Raw genomic sequence first — 20,562 nt, forward strand, 5'->3', positions numbered from 1 at the left:
CACTCTTAAATTCAAAAGGAACCTCATGACTGCTGTTCTCATCGTTCTCGGCTTGATCGCCATTGTTGTCGGTATTTTAGGCACTATTTATCCTGCCTTACCCGGATTGGGTTTGATGTTTGGTGGTGCATGGCTGTTGGGTTATGCCGGCGATTATCAAGTGTTTGGCTCGGGTACGCTGACCTTTTTGGCCATCGTTGCCGTATTCGGCACTGCGATGGACTATGTGGCAGGGGCATTGGGTGCAAAATATACCGGAGCAAGTAAAACCGCGGTTTGGGGTGCATTTATCGGCGGCATCGTCGGCGCATTCTTCTCTATTCCCGGCTTGTTGCTCGGCCCGTTGACCGGAGCGGCCATCGGCGAATTTATCGCACGCAAAGACACTTGGCAGGCAGGCAAAGTCGGTATCGGTACGTTTATCGGCTTTATCATCGGTACCGTGGCCAAAATCGGCTGCGCCTTGACCATCGCACTGACCATCCTGTTTGTTTGGTTAGCCTCATTCTTCTAAACAAAAAACATTAAAGGCCGTCTGAATTTCAAGCATTCAGACGGCCTTTTTATTTCATTGTTTATTTGCCGCAGCAGGCTTTATACTTTTTACCGCTGCCACACGGGCAAGGATCGTTGCGCCCCACTTTTTCGCCTTCACGGCGTATGGTTTGCGGCTTATTGATGATGGCCTGCCAGTACCAGTAAATATCAAGCAGGACATGCGGCAAATCAGATTCCAGCTGGGTCAGCTCTTTTTCATTCAGATGCAAGATGACTTCGCCGTTTTCCCCATCGTCATAGATACCACCCAAAGCCATAATCGGATAGAACAAATCTTCAAACTCTTCCTGATCGACTGCTTCAAACCAATCGGTAGGCACAATATCCAGTGCGTAAAGATAAGCGTTACACCAAGTGTAGAAATCCGGATTGCCGGCTTCATCTTCATAAAACCACAAATCAGGCAAAATCTTCTCGTTGAACTTCATGCGCATATCAGCGGCCATTGCCATTACCAAACGCTCGATTTCGGTGCGCTCTTTAGCATCAAACAAAGATTCTTCACCCAAAATCTCAGGCAGCCAGTTGGTCGGGTTCAAAGCATCCGGACCGCTCAATAAAGCCATCATAAAACCTTGAACCTCATCACAACGCATGGTGTTGTGGGCTTCGGATTTGGCATCCAGCAATTCCATCAACCGGCTGCGTGCCGCTTCATCAAAAGTCAGTATTTGCATTTTTGTTCCTTAAAATAAAATCGTATTATTGTTTTCAGACGGCCTGGGCATGGATACGCTGCCGCATTTGTTCAAACAGACAAACCGTCGCCGCCATCGCGACATTCAAGGATTCGGTTTGCCCCAACATAGGAATTTTGACACAGGCATCGGCCTTCTCTTTTACCGTTTCGCTCACACCGCTACCTTCGTTGCCAAACACCCAAGCGCAAGGTTGACTAAGGTCCATTTCATACAAACCGATATTGCGACCGCCCAAGGCAGTTGCCCAAATTTGATGCTGATACGTTTCCATCCAAGCGGATAATTCCACTCGACTGAAAATAGACAACAGAAAATGCGCGCCCATCCCCGCTCGCAACACTTTAGGCGACCAGATATCCACGGAATCATTGCTGCACACAATTTGCCTGACTCCGGCTGCCGCCGCGCTGCGCAAAATTGTGCCTGCATTACCGGGGTCTTGTACCCGCTCCAATACCACACAATCGCCGTCTGAAGGTAAACCTGCCTGCTGCGGAATATCAATCCAAGTCATCACATCATCGGCATCGGTCAGACTGGTGATTTTAGACAGTGCTTCGTTACCAACCCATGTAATCAACCCTTCGTCCAACTGCGCCACAATCTCTTGAATTTCAGGATGTTGCTGTTTCTTTTCAGGCAGATAAACCTGTTTGGGCATACCGCCGCTTTGCAAATAAGTTTGCAGCAGATGTACGCCTTCCAATACGGTTTCACCGCTTTCGCGCCTTGCTTTGACTTGCGTTAACAGACGAAATAAATGTTTGAGCTGTTCGTTTTGAGCAGAGGTAATCAGTTTCATGGAACGCATTATAACTGTTTTGACTTCGTTGAAGCTATGCTTTCAGACGGCCTGACGGTTTTGCTTCGGAAATAAAAAACCCTTGCAATAAAGCAAGGGTTTTACATGATTTCATTTTTTACTGCACAACAGTCTGCTGCTCATTTTGCTGCTCGGTACGAACAGTTGGACGGCTTTCAAGTTTACCGTCTTTTGCCGCATTCGGCACAACAGTCTCACCAGGCTCGGAAGCTGCTTTATCAACAGGCGTACCGCTTACCGGAATGATATTTTGGGCATGCTGAGCATTAGACTTCTCTGCAACCGGCATAGCGTCACGAGAAGTTTGCGGTGTAAATTGCCATACAGCAACAGCAATCGCACACACGCTGGCAGCAGCCGCGAAGAATTTGAAGAAGCCGCTATTAGCCGCTTCACGCTGAGCATATTTTTCCTGTTTGCCTTTAGCTTCGGCTTGAGGCACTGTAAATGCTTTGCTTTGCATGGCTTCACCGGCAACACTCGCCGCCGCACCCTGACGGATACAGTCGCCGATAATGTGGTACTCATGCCAAGCGCGCATAGCTTCCTCGTCTGCCAATACGGCATCCAGCATCTCATCAGTCAATGCTTCACCGTCCATCAATGCAGACACATACTCCAATGCTTTATTTGTTTTGTCGTTCATTTTTATTACCACCTTTGATCTTCAGAAGTATCCAACAGCGGCCGCAAATCTTTTGCAATCAGTTCACGCGCTCTGAAAATACGCGAACGTACAGTACCTATCGGACAATCCACTACCCGAGCTATTTCTTCGTAAGACAAGCCATCCATTTCCCTAAGCGTAATGGCTTGACGCATATCGTCTGGCAGTTGCGCAATGCTTGCTTCGACGGTCTGCAAGATTTCCCGATTCATCATTTCAGCTTCCGGCGTATGGTAATCCGCAATCTGATCGGTTAAATCAAGAACATCTCCCTCCTCATTGGCTGCTTCCGAGCTGACAAAAAACTGACGACCCGAAGTGGTCAGGAAATTCTTTGCCGTATTGATACCGATACGGTACAGCCATGTATAAAATGCACTTTCTCCACGAAAATTTGCCAATGCACGATAAGCCCTAATCATTGCCTCTTGGGTTACATCGTGTACTTCGTGCTCGTCCTGAATAAAACGGGAAATCAGTCTGTTTAGCCGACGCTGATACTTGGACATCAGCATCTCGAATGCCTTATGGTCACCTTTCTGTGCGCGCTCCACCAAAACTTGATCTATTTGGCGATCGTTCATATTCAACCTTTAATCGTTTTACTGCTTTAAACCAAAAATAGTAAAGCGTGCTGTGCACAGTAAAGACAGCAACGCTTTGAAATAGTTCCACGAGATTACACTCAATTGCTAAAGTTTATTCGTACAGATACTCTAACATTGACTATATTTCTTGATATACATGGACTTAATAAAAGTAGTTTAATTACTAATAGTTACTAAACTTAGAGTCAACCCCTTTATTTTTTGCTATATATTTGGCTAACTTTTCATGAACAGGTAAATAACCTTGTTCCATTCGAACATCGCTTCCCACCCGAAGATTAACAACAGCAAGGCAATTGTTGCCCATACTTAGGATAATCGGCCAATATTTACGGACAAATGGCACAATATGACACTCTTGCAATAGTTTTTCGACTGATTTTTCCCTCTGTCCCGAATGAATCACATCACCTTTGACCACACTTCGAAGTACCGCCGGCCTCTCCAACTCCTCTTCTGACAAACCTCCCTTAAACGGTAATAAAACGAAACCATTTTCCAACAAAATATCTTTCAGACGGCCTCGAACTTCCCTGCCATTACACCAAGGAAGGTTTTGAAACTCACTTTCCTGACAAACAAACAGCTTGTCCCGATATGCGACCAGTTCCCCGTCTGACAAATTCAACTGCGCCTGATCTGCGGTTTCCAACACTCGGGCAAAATCGACAATACTGTGATAAGAAGGCAATGATTCCGTTTGCTTTCGCAAAAAATACCAAAGCAAACGACGACGCAAAAGCGGCGTACATTGCCGCCACAGACTGATGCTGAATATGCCGTTTGGACTGATGCGCTGGTATTCAGACTCAATCAATTCATCTAAAAGCTGCAAATCTTCCTGCAATAATCGAACATTGGCACAAATTTGCTGTTCAAAATTCGGAATACGCTGCTGCCATTGCGGCAAAGCCTGATTTCTCATCCAATTGCGTAAATAGCCGGAGTCTTCATTACTTTCGTCTTCAACAAAAGATAATCCCCATTGTTGCGCATACTCAGCCAGTTCCTGACGGGAAAATGCCAAAAGCGGTCGCCAAATTTGAACCTCTTCATTTAAATCACGCCATACCGGCATGGCCGCCATACCGCGCAATCCACCCCCACGTACAGCCGACAGCATAAATGTTTCGATTTGATCATTGCGGTGGTGGGCCAAAACAATAATTTTCCTCAGGCCGTCTGAAAATGCCTGATATCGTGCAGCCCTAGCCGCCGCTTCCAAACCTTTTCCTTGTTTTTCCACATTGACACGACACACTCGCAAAACAACATTCAAACCCCGACAATAATCCTGACAAAATTTAGCCCAAGTGTCAGCATTGGTGCTTAAACCATGATTAACATGGACGGTACGCAAATCAAAATGGCGAAATTCGCGCATCCGATGCAAAAGATGCAGCAGGACGACAGAATCCAATCCGCCACTCAAGCCAACTTCAACAACAGTATGGCTCGGCAAATTAGGAAAAGCTGCTTGAAAACTTTTAAATAGGAAATCAGGGAATACTTGCGACATTTCAGACGGCCTGAAATTGTGAGTTACTCAAAAATAGAACACAAAAAAAGCAAGCAGTGGCGCCATCTGCTTGCTTTTTCAACAATCAAACTTATTTATCGGTAAATTTACCGTAAGCCATGATGCGGTCGAAACGGCGAGAAAGCAAGTCAGGCATGGTCATGCTTTGCGCTTCGCTTAATTGCTGTTCCAAAACGGTTTTGACGTTTTTCATCGTGGTTTCAAAATCACGGTGTGCGCCACCCAAAGGTTCATCAATTACTTTATCGATGACATCCAACTCTTGCAGACGTTTGGCGGTAATACCCAAAGCTTGTGCAGCATCTGCTGCTTTTTCAGCAGTTTTCCAAAGAATAGAGGCGCAACCTTCGGGAGAAATCACCGAATAAGTCGAGTATTGCAGCATATTGACGTAGTCACCGACAGCCACTGCCAACGCACCACCTGAACCACCTTCGCCAATGATGGTGCACAATACCGGCACATGCAAGCGGGTCAGTTCGTACAAATTACGGCCGATGGCTTCAGACTGGCCGCGTTCTTCTGCTCCAATGCCCGGATACGCGCCCGGGGTATCGACAAAGGTCATGACCGGAATATTGAATTTTTCGGCAGTCTGCATCAAGCGCAGTGCTTTACGGTAACCCTCAGGACGCGGCATACCGAAATTGCGGCGGATTTTTTCTTTGGTATCGCGGCCTTTTTGATGACCGATAACCATCACGCTTTGGCCGTTGAAACGCGCCAAACCGCCGACAATGGCATGATCGTCAGAATAATGGCGGTCGCCGTGTAACTCTTCAAAATCGGTAAAAATACCGTTGATGTAGTCCAAAGTATAAGGACGCTGCGGATGGCGGGACACTTGTGAAATTTGAGCCGGAGTCAGCTTGCTGAAAATCGACTTGGTCAACTCGCTGCTTTTCTTTTGCAGTCTGGCAATCTCGTCGGAAATATCAACGGCAGATTCATCTTGTACGAATCGCAACTCGTCGATTTTATTGGTTAATTCGGCGATGGGTTGTTCGAAGTCCAAAAAAACGGGTTTCATAAAACAAAGCTCTCGGTAACGGTTGCTGACATGATACGCTAATCAGACGTATTTGACAGCATTTCTCAAAGGGAAACTGCCATCTTTTGCAATAAAAAATCTTTCAGACGGCCTTTAACAAAGAAATAGTATATCTGCACTAAACGAATGAAGTGCCGTATCTTATGATAAACTTCAATTCAGTTCAATCATTTCAAACAGGCTATGAAAAACGATCATGACAATTCGTCCATGCGCTTGGACAAATGGCTGTGGGCCGCGCGCTTTTTCAAGACCCGCGCGCTGGCACAAAAACATATTGAGCTGGGCAGGGTTTTGGTAAACGGCTCAAAGGTGAAAAACAGCAAAAATATCTCTGCCGGCGACACCATCGACATGACTTTGAACTCCCTACCCTACAAATTCAAAGTTGCCGCGCTCAATCATCAACGCCGCCCGGCACCGGAAGCGCGTTTACTCTACGAAGAAGACATGAAAACGGCTGCCGAACGCGAAGCTCAAAAACAGCTCGACCAGGCCAGCCGCATCAGTGCCGCTTATCCGGACGGACGCCCAACCAAACGCGACCGCCGCCAGCTTGACCGTATGAAGCGCGATAGCTGGTAAGCGTTGAATCCATTGTTTCAGACGGCCCCATATCCATGCCGTCTGAAAACCAAAAACAGGCAGGACATCCTGCCTGTTTTTTATTTGTGATGATTAAAATTTATATTCTAACTGACCACGAATAACGTTTACGTCCTGCTTATCTCTGCCGACGGTAGGCGTAACCTGTTTGCCGGCCAAATAGAAGCCTTTAAGTTTCCAGTTTTTCCAAGGAATATAGGTCGCACCGATTTGCACGCCTTGGACGTTTTTGCTGTAATCCTCAACAGAAGAGACACCGGACAACGAACCGACACGGCGGTAGTTCAAGAATACGTCGTAAGAATTGCGGACGTTCCAATCGGCTGATTTATAGCGCACTTCAGTGAACACGCCATCATTTTTAATTTTTTGTCCGGCATCATTATATGCTTTGATATTGGACTTGCTGACTGCAGCCATCCAATGCCAATCGTCATTAAATTTGATGTCCGTACCGATTTCGCCGAAGACCGCATTTTTCTTCACACCGCGTACATCGATGTCTTTCATGTAGCTGACGGTTGCGCCGACGTTAATATTCTCATTCACAGGCAACATGCTTTGAACCGCGGCAAAATGTCTGCGGCGGCCGCCAATGCCCCATGCGTTGTCGTTCAGATTGCCAGTACGGCGGCCCGCATAGATTTTGGTAGGCAGGGTTTTATTGTCGAAGAAGATTTCGCCGCCGGTTACTTCGGTATCCCATACGCGGCCGTATGAAGAAAACGCACCAAATTTACCGACACGCGCTTTAATGTTGTTGTATAAAGTGCCTTCGGCATACAGTTTATTCACCGGCACATCATGATCGCCATTGAATTTACCGGTTTCCAAATCGATATTCGGCTCGATTTGTGCAACCAATTTCCAGTCTTTGTACAGTTTCGCGCGCAACCAAAACTCCGCATTAAAGTTGGCATTGGTATCTTCAGGCGTCGGATTAATGCCGCTGTTATTGGCATTGATGTCTTTGGTATCCGCACGTACGCGCAAGCCACCATTTACAGTCAACAAGTCATTGAAAATACTGATTTTATCGTCGTCTTTTCGAATAATACTGCCGGAATTGACATAATCGTTGGTGGTGGCCAAAGCCGCCGCATCACGTCCGCCATCAGCATTCTCTGCCAAAGAATAAGACGATGAAGCCAATAAAATACAGGTTACAATCAGTTTGGTTTGAAATTTCATGCCGACTCTCCAAAAGAAGGTATTGAAAGTGAAGTATTCGATAAAGCGTACAAAATTATGAATTTCGTATAAATTATTCATTTTATTTACTAATTATTTTTATCGTATGTAAATTAGTGTAATCAGTCAAGCAGATTTAAACGCTTTATCCTCTTTCAGACGGCCTCTTGATTCAAGTCAAACAGAATCCTGCTCATCAAGCTGTTCAAACTGCCATTCCAAGGCATCGGCCAATGCCGTCCTGCGTTTTTGATGGCATCCCACAGCCTGACACAATTCCTCCGCATTTCCCCAAAACACAAAACGTTCACGCGCACGGGTAATGGCTGTGTAAAGCAGATCCTTATCCAAACCTCGGGCTTCCTCTTCACTTTCCGTCGTTGCAGGCACTGACGGGGGCAATAGCCATACTTCCCGATATTCCGAACCTTGGCTCTTATGCACCGTCATGGCAAAAGCCGATTCAAAATCGGGCAAACGGCTGATAGCAATTTTTTTGAATCCATCTTTCTCAGGAAAATAGGCAGACAAGCCATTCAACGATTCTTCATCTTTCATAATTAGCCCGATGTCGCCGTTAAACACTTCCAGCATGTAATCATTGTGGGTAATCATGATGATTTGTCCAGCAAACCAAGGCGTTTCGCCCGAAACCTTGCCTTGTCGTTGCAAGTATTCTTGATAAGCCTGATTCAAATCATCCGCATCCTGCCGCCAAGCCGCCAATACCACCACATCGGCCGCATGACCATAGGCAAGTGCAACATTATTCTCTTCCACAGCCTGCCAATAATCCTGTTGCTTTTGATACAGCAAGGCAACCTGCTCTTTCAGACGGCCTGATTTCATTTCCAATTCTTTGGGGAACTTGTCAAACTGTTCGACCGCAGTTTGCTTTTTCCCGGACACCACTGCCCTTGCCAAACAGCCGATACCGCTGTCTGCACCAAAACGGTGGCTGAACGTCAATTTGGCATTGTTTTGCGATAAAGCCTGTGGCTGCCCTTTTATCTCAAAGCCATGATCAGGCAGGTACACTTCCAACTTCTCAGCGGTTTCTTTATCCAAAGTCGTCGGACGCGACAATGCCGCCAATACGGCTCCCAAGCCAACCGACGGCAACTGGTTTTCATCGCCAAGCAACACCAGACGACAGCCAGTCGGCACGGCACGCAATAAATCCAACACCAGCGGCAAATCCAACATCGAAGCCTCATCCACCACCAAAACATCCAAAGCAAGCGGATATTCATGATTAAACGCAGGACGCATTTGCGGCGGCCTCAATTTCAATAATCGATGGACGGTCTGCCCTTCCAAGTTTTCCAAATGCGCTTTAATACTTGAGGACAAATCAAAACCGTCCAAAGCACGCTGTAAGGCCCGTGCCATATGCGCAGCCGCTTTGCCTGTCGGCGCCGCCAAAGCGATACGGGGCAGCTTCGTACTGTTATTGCAAATCAGACCCAAAAGCTTTGCTACGGTCGTCGTCTTACCCGTACCCGGCCCGCCGGTAATCAGCATAAAGTTTTGCAGCAAAGCCAAAGCCGCAGCATCCCGTTGCTCTTTACTGTCTTTAGTATCAAACCAATCGCTCAGGCTTTTTGAAGCCGCCATGAAATTCACTTCTTCCGCCTCGGCACTGGCCAGCCGTTTTATTTCAACAGCCAAATCATGCTCCAACTGCCACATCCGCCCCAAAAACAATTTCCGGCCTTGTAGAATAAGCGGTTTATCCGCATTACCGACCAAGTTCGGTAAGTTGCTTAAGACATCAACATCCGCTTTATCCAAGTAAATAAATGAATGCCCGTTTTGCAAGGCTGCAAACAGTCGAACCACATAAGGCTCAATAACGGATGCACCCTGTACTTCGTGGCGGCGGAAAAACGCTATGGCCGCATCTGCGGCAGAGGAAAGGATAGAGTCGGTCGGATTCATGGCTCAGAATTGATTGATACGGAAAAAAGAAAGGCCGTCTGAAAAACAGCGTTTCCATAAATGAAAACCTATTTTTCAGACGGCCTCTATTATACCTTTCAAAGCATAAAATATTTGCCTGAAATAATAACCTTATTGCAGCACTTGCAGGCTGCCGTCTTTCATGGTCATTACCCGGTCGAAACGCTCAGCCAGCTCGTCATCATGGGTCACCACAATCAGGCTGGTGTTTAATTCGCGTTTCAAATCCAGCATCATGTCCAACACATTTTGCGCATTTTTACGGTCAAGGTTCCCCGTCGGCTCATCTGCCAACAGGCATTTCGGCTCATTAACCAAAGCACGGGCAATCGCCGCACGCTGACGCTCACCGCCGGAAAGTTCGCTCGGACGATGCAGCATACGCTTGTCCAAGCCAACCTTTTTCAGCATCTTGACAGCCTTCTCCTCAGCCATCGCCTTGGGCATTTTGCCGATTAAAAGCGGCATCATGACATTTTCCAACGCAGAAAACTCAGGCAATAGATGGTGGAACTGATACACAAAGCCCAAATAACGGTTGCGCAATTCGCCTAACTGTTTTTGGCTCAAACCGCCCAAATCCTGATCCATCAGTATTACCTTGCCTTCAGACGGCATATCCAAGCCACCAAGAAGGTGCAGCAACGTAGATTTACCGCTGCCTGACGAACCAATAATACTCACGCTTTCCGCTTCGGCAACTTCAAAATCTAAATGATTCAACACTTGTACATTCAATGCGCCGTCATTATAGCTTTTGCCAACGCCAGTACATTTCAAAATTGTCTTACTCATAACGCAAAGCCTCCGCAGGTTGGGTTTTTGCTGCACGCCAGCTCGGATACAGTGTGGCAATAAATGCCAAACCAAGCGAAATGCAGGCAATAACGGCAACATCCTTCAAGTTCACATCACTAGGCAGGTAATCGATGAAATAAACCTGTGAATTAATCAAATGCACGCCAAACAGGTCTTCAAAAAACGCGACAATCTTGCCGACATTCCAACCCAGCAATACACCGCATACCACGCCTACAAGCGTACCGAAGAATCCCGCAAATGCGCCCTGCACCAAGAAAATCTTCATGACGCCACCCGGAGACAAACCCAACGTGCGCAGAATCGCAATATCGGCTTGTTTTTCCGTTACTGCCATTACCAAAGACGAGACGAGGTTAAACGTAGCAACTGCGATAATCAGCGTCAAAATGATGAACATCATGCGTTTTTCCAACTCAACGGCTTCAAAATAGCTGCGGTTATTAAACGTCCAGTCACGCACCCATACTTCATCTTTTTTAGCATCAGGAATCAACTTGGCAATAAAAGACGGCGCATTCTGAGGATCAGCCAATCGCAAACGCAACCCACCGACATTTTCTCCCAGTCGATACAAGACTTGCGCATCCTTGATATGCGTCATGGCCAATGTGTTATCGACTTCATAAACACCTGTTTTTACCACACCGACTACATTAAACTGCTTCAAGCGTGGCACTACGCCGGCAGGAGTAACATTTCCCTCCGGCGTAATCACAGTAACTTTACCGCCAAGCTCCGTACCCAATGCCTCAGCCAGCCCTTGGCCTAAAATAATATCAAATTCTCCCGGCTTCAAATCGTCAAAACTGCCGGCCGGCATATCCTTGCCGTAATCAACGACATTTTTTTCTTCAGACGGCAAGATACCGCGTATCTGTACACCGCGTACTTCTCCGGCATTGGCAAGCAAAGCTTGATCGGAAACATAAGGCGCGCTGGCCAATACTTCTTTTTTGCCTTTTACAAATTCGCGCAAATTCTGCCAACCCGGCGCACTGCCGACATCGTAATAGCCGATTTCCGCATGAGGTGCAACATTCAACAATTGACCGCGTATCTCTTTCTGAAATCCGTTCATCACTGATAGCACCACAATCAGTGCCGTTACGCCCAAGGCGATACCGGCGATTGAAATCATGGTAATAAATGACATAAAGCCATTGCGTTTTTTCGCACGCAGATAGCGCAGGCCTATCCAAGTTTCTAAAGAAGCCATTCAAAAATGCCTCATTCGTTTGTCAAAAAAGGCTTATTGTACCGTAAAACCGACAGGTCGTCCGATTGCCCGACTGATGTAGCATTCAGGGATAAAGTGTATGTAAAACCATGTATCTTCCCGTAAATTCCGCCGAAAAACTTGCACAATCTACCAATCGCCCTTATTCTGAAGCTGTGACACACTTTGTCACCATCAAAAAGGAAATACACTAATGAACAGCAAAAAATTCTTGGCCCTCGTATCCGTAGCTGTAGGTTTGTCATTCAGCTTCAATGCATATGCCGCCAAAGAAATCAAAATCAGTTCAAACAATACCGCTTACTCCGATGCCGATGTTCAAAAACTGGCAGCCACTGCTGTCGGTATGGGCGTAAAAGAACCTGTCAGCCTCAACAGCGGAAACGGTGTTGTTACCGTATCCGGCAGCAGCGCAACCAAATGCGCATTTAAAGTCGGCAACGGCGATACGCCTCAAATTCAAGGCGTCAGCTGCAAATAATCTGATTTAATCAATGAAAAGGCCGTCTGAAAGACTTTCAGACGGCCTTTTTATATTGCCATTTAAGATTGGATATTTCTTCTGTCGTAAACAGCCTGTGCCAAAGTACCGGCATCCACATATTCCATCTCGCCGCCCAAAGGGATTCCCCTCGCCAATCGGCTGACTTTATAAGGAAGATTTTTAAACAATTCTGCCAATACATACGCTGTCGCGTCGCCTTCGGCCGTGAAGTTGGTTGCAATGATAATTTCCTCAATATCACTCGCCTGCAAACGGGCAACCAGCTTATCTAATGCCACTGCCGAAATATCCATGCCCTGAGCCGGACTGACTTGCCCCATCAAAACAAAATACAGGCCATCATGGCAATTGGCCGCTTCCATACTGGAGACATCTGCCGGCATATGCACAATCATCAGACGGCTTTTCTCACGTTTTTCGTCCGCACAAATTTCACACAAATCGCCTTCGCAAAATGTATTACACATCCGACAATGCTGCACCTGTCTCAAAGCAAACTGCAAAGCATCCACCAACTCCTGCGCTTCTTCGCGTTTGTACTGTAAAAGCTGGTAAGCCATGCGTTGAGCGGATTTCGGGCCGACATTAGGCAGGATTTTTAATGCATTAATCAAGCGGACAAAGGCATCAGGATTTTTACTCATGATTTCAGACGGCCTTTTAAAAGATAGCTAAAAATAAGAAAACAGCCGGAATTCATCCGGCTGCCCTACTCAAATACTCTGCTTATTCGGCAGCATTATTAACTTGCTGTGCACCTTGCTTACGATCGATTTTCTTACCCAAATACTGGAGTAAATTATCGAACACATTGGCAGAAAGCTGCTGAACCAAAGCCTGTTTAGCAGCCGGAATCTGTGAATCGGCATTTTCAGGAGCAGAAACGCTCTGAACTTCCATAATCACCGGCGCAGGCATACCTTCCAACAATGTATACGCAGGTTTGCCGCCGACAGGACGCGCTTTCAGCAAAGCTGCATAAGCCTCCGGAGACATGGTTTTACGTGCATCTTGTGCGCTCAATTGAGAAACAGGCGACCATTGAATATCGGCAGCTTTACCGGCTTTCAATGCGGCCAAAGTTTCCTGGGCTTTTTTCTCTGCCAGTTTGGCGGCTTCGGAGCGCAGATATGCTGCACGGACAGTATCTTTGACTTCCGCAAATGGTGCAATTTTCTCTTCGCGCACTTCTTTCGCACGAATGACCCAAACGGTTTCGTTATTGATGGCGATCACTTCAGAATTGTGTTTTTTCTTCAGTACATCATCACTAAACGCGGCATTAATCAATGCTTCAGGCAAGCCGGCTTCCTTCGCGCCCGCTTTGGTCACCCATTCATCCAGGCTTTCCACTTTCAAGCCTGAATTGGCGGCTGCTTTTGCCAAAGAAGATGGATCATTGAAGGTATCTTCACCCAGTTTTTCTTTAGCTGCATTAAAGGCAGAAGCTGCTTTTTTCAGTTTCAAGGCTGCTTCGATACGCGCTTTGGCTTGTTCTAAAGTCGGTTCAGCTTCGACATTCAAAACTTTAATGACGTGATAACCCAAAGATGATTTAACGGTATCGCTGACTTCGCCTTTGCCCAATGCAAATGCCGCTTTATCAAACTCTGGCCCGAAGCCGCTGCCGCCGCTTTTGCTCAGATAGCCCAAGTTGCCGCCTTTGTTGCTGCTGGACAAGTCTTTGGAGTACTTGGCCGCCAGTTCGGCAAACGAATCCGGATGTGCTTTAAGCTCCGCAGCCATTTTGTCCACTTCGGCTTTAATTTCTGCATTGCTTGCTTCATCTCCGTTAGGCATAACCGGAATGAAAATATGCGCAATTTCGGCTCTTGGCGACAAATCTATGCTTTTGCTGTCGTAAGCTTTTTGTACTTCTTCTGCGCTGACGGTTTGCTTGTCAGCCAAATCCTTAATGTTCAAAGCCACATATTCCAGCTTAACGGCTTGAGGAATCAAGTAATCTTTCTTATGCGCTTCATAATACTTTTGCAAAGCCGCATCATCTACTTTTACTTGTGCTGCAAATGCTTCAGGGCTGAACGTAAATGAACGGATGGTACGTGTTGCTTGAGTCAGGTTAATCAACTGACGCGCTTGCGCATCGCTGACCAACGCACCGTTTTGCACCAAATTCAACAGATTTTGCAATTGGAACTGTTCGCGGATATCTTCAACAAACTGATCTTCGGTCATTTTGCGCTGATCCAAATACTTCTTGAGCAAATCCTGACTGAATTTACCGGCAGCATCATGGAAATTCGGATCATCCACGATAACTTGCTTAATTTGTTCCTGAGACACAGCAATGCCCATCAGCTTGGCACCCTGCTTCAGGTAAGCTCTTTGCAATAAAGATTGGAATATCGCATCACGCGAAGGCGCATTATTGCCGGCAGCCTGCTCATTTTGTATCGCAATCTGTAAAGCATGCTCGCTGACCTTCTCATCCCCGACTTTGACAATGTAATCAGAACCCGGCGAAGACAAATTATTGGCACCGAATCCGATAAAGGTCAAACCGATGATACCTAAAACAATCTGGGCGGGTGTTTTATATTTTTCAACAATATGGAACATATTTATCCGAAAGAAAAGTTTGGCGTGGCAGCCGGAAAATGCTGCCGCAAAAATCTTAAAATCCTGAAAACAGGCTCAAAGCGCGTATTGTAACGTATTTTTTCAAGGCTTGCTTTTTCAGACGGCCTAAAAACCTAAAAATGCCTTATCCGAAAATTTCCTGATACGCTTCTACTGAAAATCCGACATGAACCTGTCCTTCTTTGACCAATACAGGCCGCTTGATGATGCTGGGATTTTCCACCATTAAAGCAATCGCCCCTTCTTTTGTGGCGGCAGATTCTTGCGCATCTTTATCCAACTTGCGCCAAGTCGTACCTCTTTTATTGAGCAAAATTTCCAAAGCCGCCTGCTCCAGCCAGCCATCAATCAATTCGGCAGTCGGGGCGTTTTTCTTAAAATCTACAAACTCAAACTCGATGCCGTTTTCCGCCAACCAACTGCGCGCTTTTTTAACCGTATCGCAATTGGGAATACCGTATAGTTTTATCATCTTATTTATCCTTAGTTTTATTCATAAAATCACAAATTCAGGCCGTCTGAAACTTTTCAAATGGCCTGAATTGAATGCCACTTATTTCTTAGCAACTTTCTTCACTTTAATCTTCACACTTTTGCCTTGCGCGTTATTTTTATGCCCGGCTTTGACGGAAGCTGTTTTCGCCTGCACTTTTTTCTTGCCTGCAGCTTTAGGTTTGCTTGGCTTAGCGGGCTTGGAGGCAGGTTTACTTTTCACCTTGCTCTTCTTTGCCTTCATGGGAGCAGCCAACGCTTCATCAATTTCTTTAGCCGACAGTTTACGCTTACGCTTTTCGACAGACTTGTCAACAGCTATCGGCTTACTCACAGGTTTTGCTTTTCTACCTCCGCGTTTCTTACCGACTGAACCGCCGCTGATTAAGGTCAAATCAATCTTGCTGGTATCTAAATCGGCACGCGCGACTTTTACAGTGACCGTATCGCCCATATTGAAACGGACACCGCTGCGTTCGCCCTCAATCGCCATAATTTCAGGACGGAAGTTGAAATAATCCTCTCCCAAATCACTGATATGTACCAAGCCGTCGATATGAATATCGTCCAAGGTTACAAAAATACCGAAACTGGTCATGCCCGAAATCTTGCCACTGAAGACTTCACCGACTTTGTCGCGCATATAATAAGTTTTCAGCCAGTTTTCCACATCGCGGCTGGCATCATCGGCTCGGCGCTCACAGAAAGAGGTATGCACGCCCAAAGCCTCCCAGGTTTTATTGGGTTGGTAAGTTTGTCCGTTCAACACCGCCTTAATGGCACGATGTACTGTCAAATCGGGATAACGACGGATAGGCGAAGTAAAGTGTGCATATGCGCTATAAGCCAGACCAAAGTGACCGTCGCAATGCGGCTCATAAACCGCCTGCTGCATAGAACGCAACATCATCACTTGCAACAACTCCGCGTCCGGACGGTTTTTAAATTGCTCGGCAAGCGCAGCATAGTCTTTCGGCGTCGGATTATCGCCGCCCCCCAAACTCAGCCCCAGTAAACCAAGCTGCTCGCGTAAAGTGGCCAGTTTTTCGGGAGTCGGACCCAAGTGATTGCGGAATAAAGCCGTATGTTTGTTTTTCAGCAAAAATTCTGCCGCGCAAACATTCGCCGCCAACATACATTCTTCAATCAATTTGTGCGCATCGTTGCGGACGACTGGAACGATCTTGTCGATTTTACCGTTGTCGTCAAAAATCATCTGAGTCTCAACGCTCTCAAACTCAACCGCGCCACGCTCGAAACGTTTTTTCTGCAAGATTTTAAATAACTGATACAGAGTATCGATTTGCTGCTTAAACGGATGATCCTGGCCGTCTGAAATCCAATCCCAGACCTGATTGTAAGTCAGTCGCGCATGCGAACGCATTACTGCCGGATAGAAGCGGTATTCCTTGATATTGCCGGCATAAGTAATCACCATATCGCACACCATACACAGGCGTTCGACATCAGGATTGAGCGAGCAGATGCCGTTGGACAACTTCTCCGGCAGCATCGGAATCACACGGCGTGGGAAATACACGCTGGTACTGCGTTCCTGAGCATCTACATCAATTCCGTCATCAGGACGGACATAATGGCTGACATCGGCAATTGCCACCACCAAACGGTAATTGCGGCCGACTTTTTCAGCAAAAACCGCATCGTCAAAGTCCCGCGCAGTTTCTCCATCAATGGTTACCAGAGGCAAATCGCGTAAGTCCACGCGTCCTTTCAAGTCGGTTTTACGCACATGATCGGGAATTTTCTTCGCGGCTTTGACACATGCTTCGCTGAATTGATGAGGCAAATGGTGCTTGCGTACAGCAATTTCGATTTCCATACCGCTGTCGGCATAATCGCCCAACACTTCAATCAGCTTAGCCACAGCAGGACGATGCGCTTCAGGATACGTCTCAATTTCAGCCACAATCACCTGGCCGGATTGCGGTTTAAAGTGCGCCACGCTTTCAGGTTCCAGTACGATACTTTGGCTCAAACGCTTGTCTTCGGCCTCCAAAATGGCCACGCCGCGATCCATATAAAAACGGCCGACCACTTTAGACTGCGCACGCTCCACTACATCCAAAACCGTACCTTCACGACGGCCTCTGCGGTCGATACCGGCAGGACGAACGGTAACAATATCCCCGTGCATTACACCGCGCATTTGACGCTCATACAAAACGAAATCGCCCTCGCCTGTCGGCGTTAGCGGCACGGCAAAACCAAAACCGTCTTTATGCGCTTCGACACGGCATTTAACCAATGCCAATTTTTCTGCCGCACATACCGCGCCACGTCGATTGATCAACACCTGACCATCGCGCGCCATCGCTTTCAGACGGCGTTCGAAGAATTCATATTCATCTTCTGTAATCGACAATTCATGTGCCAAAGCTTCGATTTTTGTCGGCACACCTTTTTGTTCCAATAATTCAATGACCCACTCACGGCTGGGCAACGGATGAGAGTAACGTTGTTTCTCCCGCTCCAAATACGGGTCTTTTTCTCGTAAATTTAAAGATTTAGTATTTTTGTTCATTTTGATAGTTGACATTCTTTTTTTAAAATATATAATAGCTGCTTCTTCGCAGTTCAGGTAGTCAACTCTACCTTAAATTGAAGAATAAAGCAAAGCCCAGGTGGCGGAATTGGTAGACGCGCTAGCTTCAGGTGCTAGTGTCCTCACGGGCGTGGAAGTTCGAGTCTTCTCCTGGGCACCAAATAATTTGGTGCTTCTTTGCTTAAGAAAATTTAAATTGCCCAGGTGGCGGAATTGGTAGACGCGCTAGCTTCAGGTGCTAGTATCCTCACGGGTGTGGAAGTTCGAGTCTTCTCCTGGGCACCACTGATAAATCAATCAGTCAAGTTTTACATTATTCTGATAACAAGTTAGGATAATAGTCCACAGAGAGGTGGATGAGTGGTTTAAGTCGCACGCCTGGAAAGCGTGTATACGTGAATAGCGTATCGAGGGTTCGAATCCCTTCCTCTCTGCCAGATACTAAAGACACCAGCTAACGGTGTCTTTTTTCATATCCGCCCTTCTTAAAAATATTACACCACACTTTTATTTCTATTACCCTCTAATCATAAACCTGCCACTCATTCTTATCTTATACTAAACCTTAATGATTAAAGGCTGTCTGAAAGTTTTCAGACGGCCTCTTTCTTAAAACCTACCAAATCCCAAACCATTGTTTATCAGACTGCTTTTTATTACCGTTCTGCTGCTCGTGGTTTTGACGGCGAAATTGCCAAGGCGCTTGCGGATTATCTTTTTTCCATAAACCTTTACGTTTTTCCTTGGCTTGTTTTTGTGCGGCCGAATAGTCAGTGTAGGCAGTTTTACTTTGTTGTTTTTTGGCATAACTTTCATAATGCCATGCGGCGCCATCCCGTATCTGCATTAAATTCAAGTCAATCGTGCCGACTGATACTTGGGCAACTTCGCGCTGGTAGCGATCGGCTTCAAACACGCGGACTTTGGCTTTTTTATTCAATGCAGCATCAATCAGATTGTCTCGTGATTGCGTACCATAAGCCTGATTGATTTCTGGTGCATCGATATGGGCCATACGGATTTTATGTTTCCTGCCGTCGCTATCGATAATGTGCATGGTATCGCCATCATGGATTTTGATGATTTTTCCGTTGTATGTGTAGGATTGTCGCGATGACTTTTGTTTTTGTTCCGGTTTAGGTTTAGCTTCGGCTTTGGTGTCAGATGTGGCTTTGACGACATTTTTTCCCAGCCATTCATTGACCTTTTCCAAACCGATATTGTCGCCTTGTGCCAATGTTGCAGCAACGCTTACCCCGGTACGAATCAACTCAGTATCGCGTGAGCTGTAACCAAGCGCGCCCAAAACGGATAAAACAACGGGCAACCATTTTATAATTTTACTGATTTGCATATTTTGCCAAATTAAAGGCCGTCTGAAAGACCTGATGCACTTTCAGACGGCCTTTAAGATTGATTAATCTTCATTAATCCTGACAAGGCAGGATGACTTTTGCGCCTTCTGCCGTACCTAAAACCAACACATCGGCGGCATCGCGGGCAAAAATACCGTTTTCGAGTACGCCGGTGATTTTGTTGATTTCGTCTTCCATTTTCAGGGCTTGATCGATATTGAGGCCATGAACATCAACGATTTGATTTCCATAGAAAGTAGTATAACCAACACGCAACTCAGGCTGTCCGCCCATGGCAAGCAGTTTGCGCGACACCAGCGAACGGGCATTTTCAACCACTTCCACCGGCAATGGGAATTTACCCAAACGGGAAACATATTTGCTTTCATCGGCAATACAAACAAATTTATCGGATGCGCTGGCCACGATTTTTTCGTTCAAATGCGCACCGCCGCCACCCTTAATCATTTGCAGCGCATGGTTGACTTCGTCTGCGCCGTCAACATAAACCGCCAAACCCATCACTTCATTCAGTGAAACTTCTGGAATCTCATATTTCGCCAAAAGCTCGCTGGATTTTTTAGAAGTAGACACGGCACCCTTGATTTTCTTACCGCTTTTACCCAAAGCTTCGATAAAAAAGTTGATGGTAGAGCCGGTACCGATACCGATGTATTCGTTTTCAGGAACAAATTCCACCGCTTTTTCGGCGGCAATACGTTTGAGTTCGTCTTGAGTTGCCATGTTGTCAGTCTTTCAGTTTGAATAATAAAGTAATTTTAAGCTCTTAGGCTTTAATCAGCAATACTGCCGCTTGCGCTTCAATGGCTTCCATACGTCCCAGATAGCCAAGTTTTTCGTTGGTTTTACCCTTGATGTTCACGCAGTTTTCGGGCAAACCCAAATCTGCGGCAATATTAGCGCGCATTGCCGGAATATGCGGCGCAAGTTTTGGCTTTTGCGCAATCACGGTCGTATCGACATTAACCACCTTCCAACCCAACTCCTGCACGCTTTGATAAGCCTCGCGCAACAGCACACGGCTGTCAGCATCTTTGAACTCGGCGGCAGTATCGGGAAAATGGCTGCCGATATCGCCCAAACCGGCCGCACCCAACAGGGCATCGGTAATCGCATGCAACAGCGCATCGGCATCTGAATGACCCAGCAAGCCTTTTTCAAACGGAATGTTTACGCCGCCGAGTATCAAATCTCGCCCTTCGACCAACTGATGGACATCGTAGCCCTGTCCGACACGGATATTCATGTTTGTTTCCTTA

20 protein-coding genes and 3 tRNA genes are annotated in these 20,562 nt (G+C 46.5%); 6 read left to right on the forward strand and 17 right to left on the reverse strand.

Annotated features, from left to right (window positions below; all coding sequences use genetic code 11):
- The first annotated feature begins 25 nt into the window (after positions 1-25).
- Positions 26-514, forward strand: coding sequence for a DUF456 domain-containing protein (locus tag ACTHTJ_RS04225; RefSeq protein ID WP_063075298.1), 489 nt, complete (start codon positions 26-28; stop codon positions 512-514).
- A gap of 61 nt (positions 515-575) precedes the next feature.
- Here ACTHTJ_RS04225 and ACTHTJ_RS04230 read toward each other — a convergent pair whose 3' ends face one another.
- From ACTHTJ_RS04230 to ACTHTJ_RS04255, 6 genes are all read right to left on the reverse strand, one after another.
- Positions 576-1,235, reverse strand: a complete 660-nt coding sequence (locus ACTHTJ_RS04230) for a YecA family protein (RefSeq protein WP_070585408.1) — start codon at positions 1,233-1,235, stop codon at positions 576-578.
- Positions 1,236-1,269: 34 nt separating this feature from the next.
- The gene (locus ACTHTJ_RS04235; protein WP_070585513.1) at positions 1,270-2,061 is read right to left on the reverse strand and encodes a TrmH family RNA methyltransferase; all 792 of its coding nucleotides are present in this window, start codon (positions 2,059-2,061) and stop codon (positions 1,270-1,272) included.
- A gap of 118 nt (positions 2,062-2,179) precedes the next feature.
- Positions 2,180-2,728: a sigma-E factor negative regulatory protein gene (locus tag ACTHTJ_RS04240; RefSeq protein WP_107769390.1), complete on the reverse strand. Its 549-nt coding sequence runs from the start codon at positions 2,726-2,728 to the stop codon at positions 2,180-2,182.
- A gap of 5 nt (positions 2,729-2,733) precedes the next feature.
- The gene (gene rpoE, locus ACTHTJ_RS04245; RefSeq protein ID WP_036493687.1) at positions 2,734-3,333 is read right to left on the reverse strand and encodes an RNA polymerase sigma factor RpoE; all 600 of its coding nucleotides are present in this window, start codon (positions 3,331-3,333) and stop codon (positions 2,734-2,736) included.
- Between the two features lie 187 nt (positions 3,334-3,520).
- Positions 3,521-4,876, reverse strand: a complete 1,356-nt coding sequence (gene tilS, locus ACTHTJ_RS04250) for a tRNA lysidine(34) synthetase TilS (RefSeq protein WP_070585413.1) — start codon at positions 4,874-4,876, stop codon at positions 3,521-3,523.
- 91 nt (positions 4,877-4,967) lie between these two features.
- Positions 4,968-5,927, reverse strand: coding sequence for an acetyl-CoA carboxylase carboxyltransferase subunit alpha (locus tag ACTHTJ_RS04255; RefSeq protein WP_049333774.1), 960 nt, complete (start codon positions 5,925-5,927; stop codon positions 4,968-4,970).
- A 204-nt stretch (positions 5,928-6,131) separates the two neighbouring features.
- On the opposite strand from ACTHTJ_RS04255, the gene ACTHTJ_RS04260 reads away from it, so the two are divergent.
- On the forward strand, positions 6,132-6,533 hold the full coding sequence (locus tag ACTHTJ_RS04260; protein ID WP_003679090.1) for an RNA-binding S4 domain-containing protein: 402 nt from the start codon (positions 6,132-6,134) through the stop codon (positions 6,531-6,533).
- Between the two features lie 93 nt (positions 6,534-6,626).
- Here the strand turns inward: ACTHTJ_RS04260 and ACTHTJ_RS04265 are convergent, their stop codons facing one another.
- The 4 genes from ACTHTJ_RS04265 to ACTHTJ_RS04280 form a co-directional block, all read right to left on the reverse strand.
- A complete protein-coding gene (locus ACTHTJ_RS04265) occupies positions 6,627-7,826 on the reverse strand; it encodes a hypothetical protein (protein WP_070585418.1) in 1,200 nt (399 codons plus the stop codon).
- Positions 7,827-7,922: 96 nt separating this feature from the next.
- The gene (recD, locus tag ACTHTJ_RS04270) at positions 7,923-9,686 is read right to left on the reverse strand and encodes an exodeoxyribonuclease V subunit alpha (protein ID WP_070585420.1); all 1,764 of its coding nucleotides are present in this window, start codon (positions 9,684-9,686) and stop codon (positions 7,923-7,925) included.
- Between the two features lie 132 nt (positions 9,687-9,818).
- Positions 9,819-10,502 (reverse strand): lipoprotein-releasing ABC transporter ATP-binding protein LolD, encoded by a 684-nt coding sequence (gene lolD / locus ACTHTJ_RS04275; protein ID WP_003683651.1) that lies wholly within the window; start codon positions 10,500-10,502, stop codon positions 9,819-9,821.
- Positions 10,495-11,745, reverse strand: a complete 1,251-nt coding sequence (locus tag ACTHTJ_RS04280; RefSeq protein ID WP_070585422.1) for a lipoprotein-releasing ABC transporter permease subunit — start codon at positions 11,743-11,745, stop codon at positions 10,495-10,497. Before ACTHTJ_RS04280 ends, lolD begins: the two co-directional genes overlap by 8 nt.
- 214 nt (positions 11,746-11,959) lie before the next feature.
- Here ACTHTJ_RS04280 and ACTHTJ_RS04285 point away from each other — a divergent pair, with 214 nt between their 5' ends.
- Positions 11,960-12,247, forward strand: coding sequence for a hypothetical protein (locus ACTHTJ_RS04285; RefSeq protein WP_003683377.1), 288 nt, complete (start codon positions 11,960-11,962; stop codon positions 12,245-12,247).
- A gap of 62 nt (positions 12,248-12,309) precedes the next feature.
- Here ACTHTJ_RS04285 and recR read toward each other — a convergent pair whose 3' ends face one another.
- From recR to rnr, 4 genes are all read right to left on the reverse strand, one after another.
- Complete coding sequence (gene recR / locus ACTHTJ_RS04290; protein ID WP_003679078.1) at positions 12,310-12,915, reverse strand: recombination mediator RecR; 606 nt, start codon at positions 12,913-12,915, stop codon at positions 12,310-12,312.
- 82 nt (positions 12,916-12,997) lie between these two features.
- A complete protein-coding gene (locus tag ACTHTJ_RS04295; RefSeq protein ID WP_070585424.1) occupies positions 12,998-14,851 on the reverse strand; it encodes a SurA N-terminal domain-containing protein in 1,854 nt (617 codons plus the stop codon).
- A 145-nt stretch (positions 14,852-14,996) separates the two neighbouring features.
- Positions 14,997-15,344, reverse strand: a complete 348-nt coding sequence (locus tag ACTHTJ_RS04300) for an ArsC family reductase (protein ID WP_070585426.1) — start codon at positions 15,342-15,344, stop codon at positions 14,997-14,999.
- A gap of 81 nt (positions 15,345-15,425) precedes the next feature.
- The gene (gene rnr, locus ACTHTJ_RS04305; protein ID WP_440360783.1) at positions 15,426-17,906 is read right to left on the reverse strand and encodes a ribonuclease R; all 2,481 of its coding nucleotides are present in this window, start codon (positions 17,904-17,906) and stop codon (positions 15,426-15,428) included.
- Positions 17,907-18,000: 94 nt separating this feature from the next.
- Between rnr and ACTHTJ_RS04310 the strand changes: the two genes are divergently transcribed.
- From ACTHTJ_RS04310 to ACTHTJ_RS04320, 3 genes are all read left to right on the forward strand, one after another.
- Positions 18,001-18,087: transfer RNA gene (locus ACTHTJ_RS04310), tRNA-Leu, on the forward strand.
- A 38-nt stretch (positions 18,088-18,125) separates the two neighbouring features.
- Positions 18,126-18,212 (forward strand) — tRNA-Leu (locus ACTHTJ_RS04315).
- Between the two features lie 61 nt (positions 18,213-18,273).
- A tRNA-Ser gene (locus ACTHTJ_RS04320) sits at positions 18,274-18,364 on the forward strand.
- A 179-nt stretch (positions 18,365-18,543) separates the two neighbouring features.
- Here ACTHTJ_RS04320 and ACTHTJ_RS04325 read toward each other — a convergent pair.
- From ACTHTJ_RS04325 to ispF, 3 genes are all read right to left on the reverse strand, one after another.
- Positions 18,544-19,281 carry a thermonuclease family protein gene (locus ACTHTJ_RS04325; RefSeq protein ID WP_101755495.1) on the reverse strand — a complete coding sequence of 246 codons (738 nt, stop codon included), beginning with the start codon at positions 19,279-19,281 and terminating at the stop codon, positions 18,544-18,546.
- A gap of 73 nt (positions 19,282-19,354) precedes the next feature.
- On the reverse strand, positions 19,355-20,026 hold the full coding sequence (gene rpiA, locus ACTHTJ_RS04330; protein WP_003679072.1) for a ribose-5-phosphate isomerase RpiA: 672 nt from the start codon (positions 20,024-20,026) through the stop codon (positions 19,355-19,357).
- A 43-nt stretch (positions 20,027-20,069) separates the two neighbouring features.
- Complete coding sequence (gene ispF / locus ACTHTJ_RS04335; RefSeq protein ID WP_070608281.1) at positions 20,070-20,549, reverse strand: 2-C-methyl-D-erythritol 2,4-cyclodiphosphate synthase; 480 nt, start codon at positions 20,547-20,549, stop codon at positions 20,070-20,072.
- Positions 20,550-20,562: the final 13 nt, after the last annotated feature.

This window comes from Neisseria sp. P0018.S001 (assembly GCF_051957355.1).
GTDB lineage: Bacteria > Pseudomonadota > Gammaproteobacteria > Burkholderiales > Neisseriaceae > Neisseria > Neisseria subflava_A.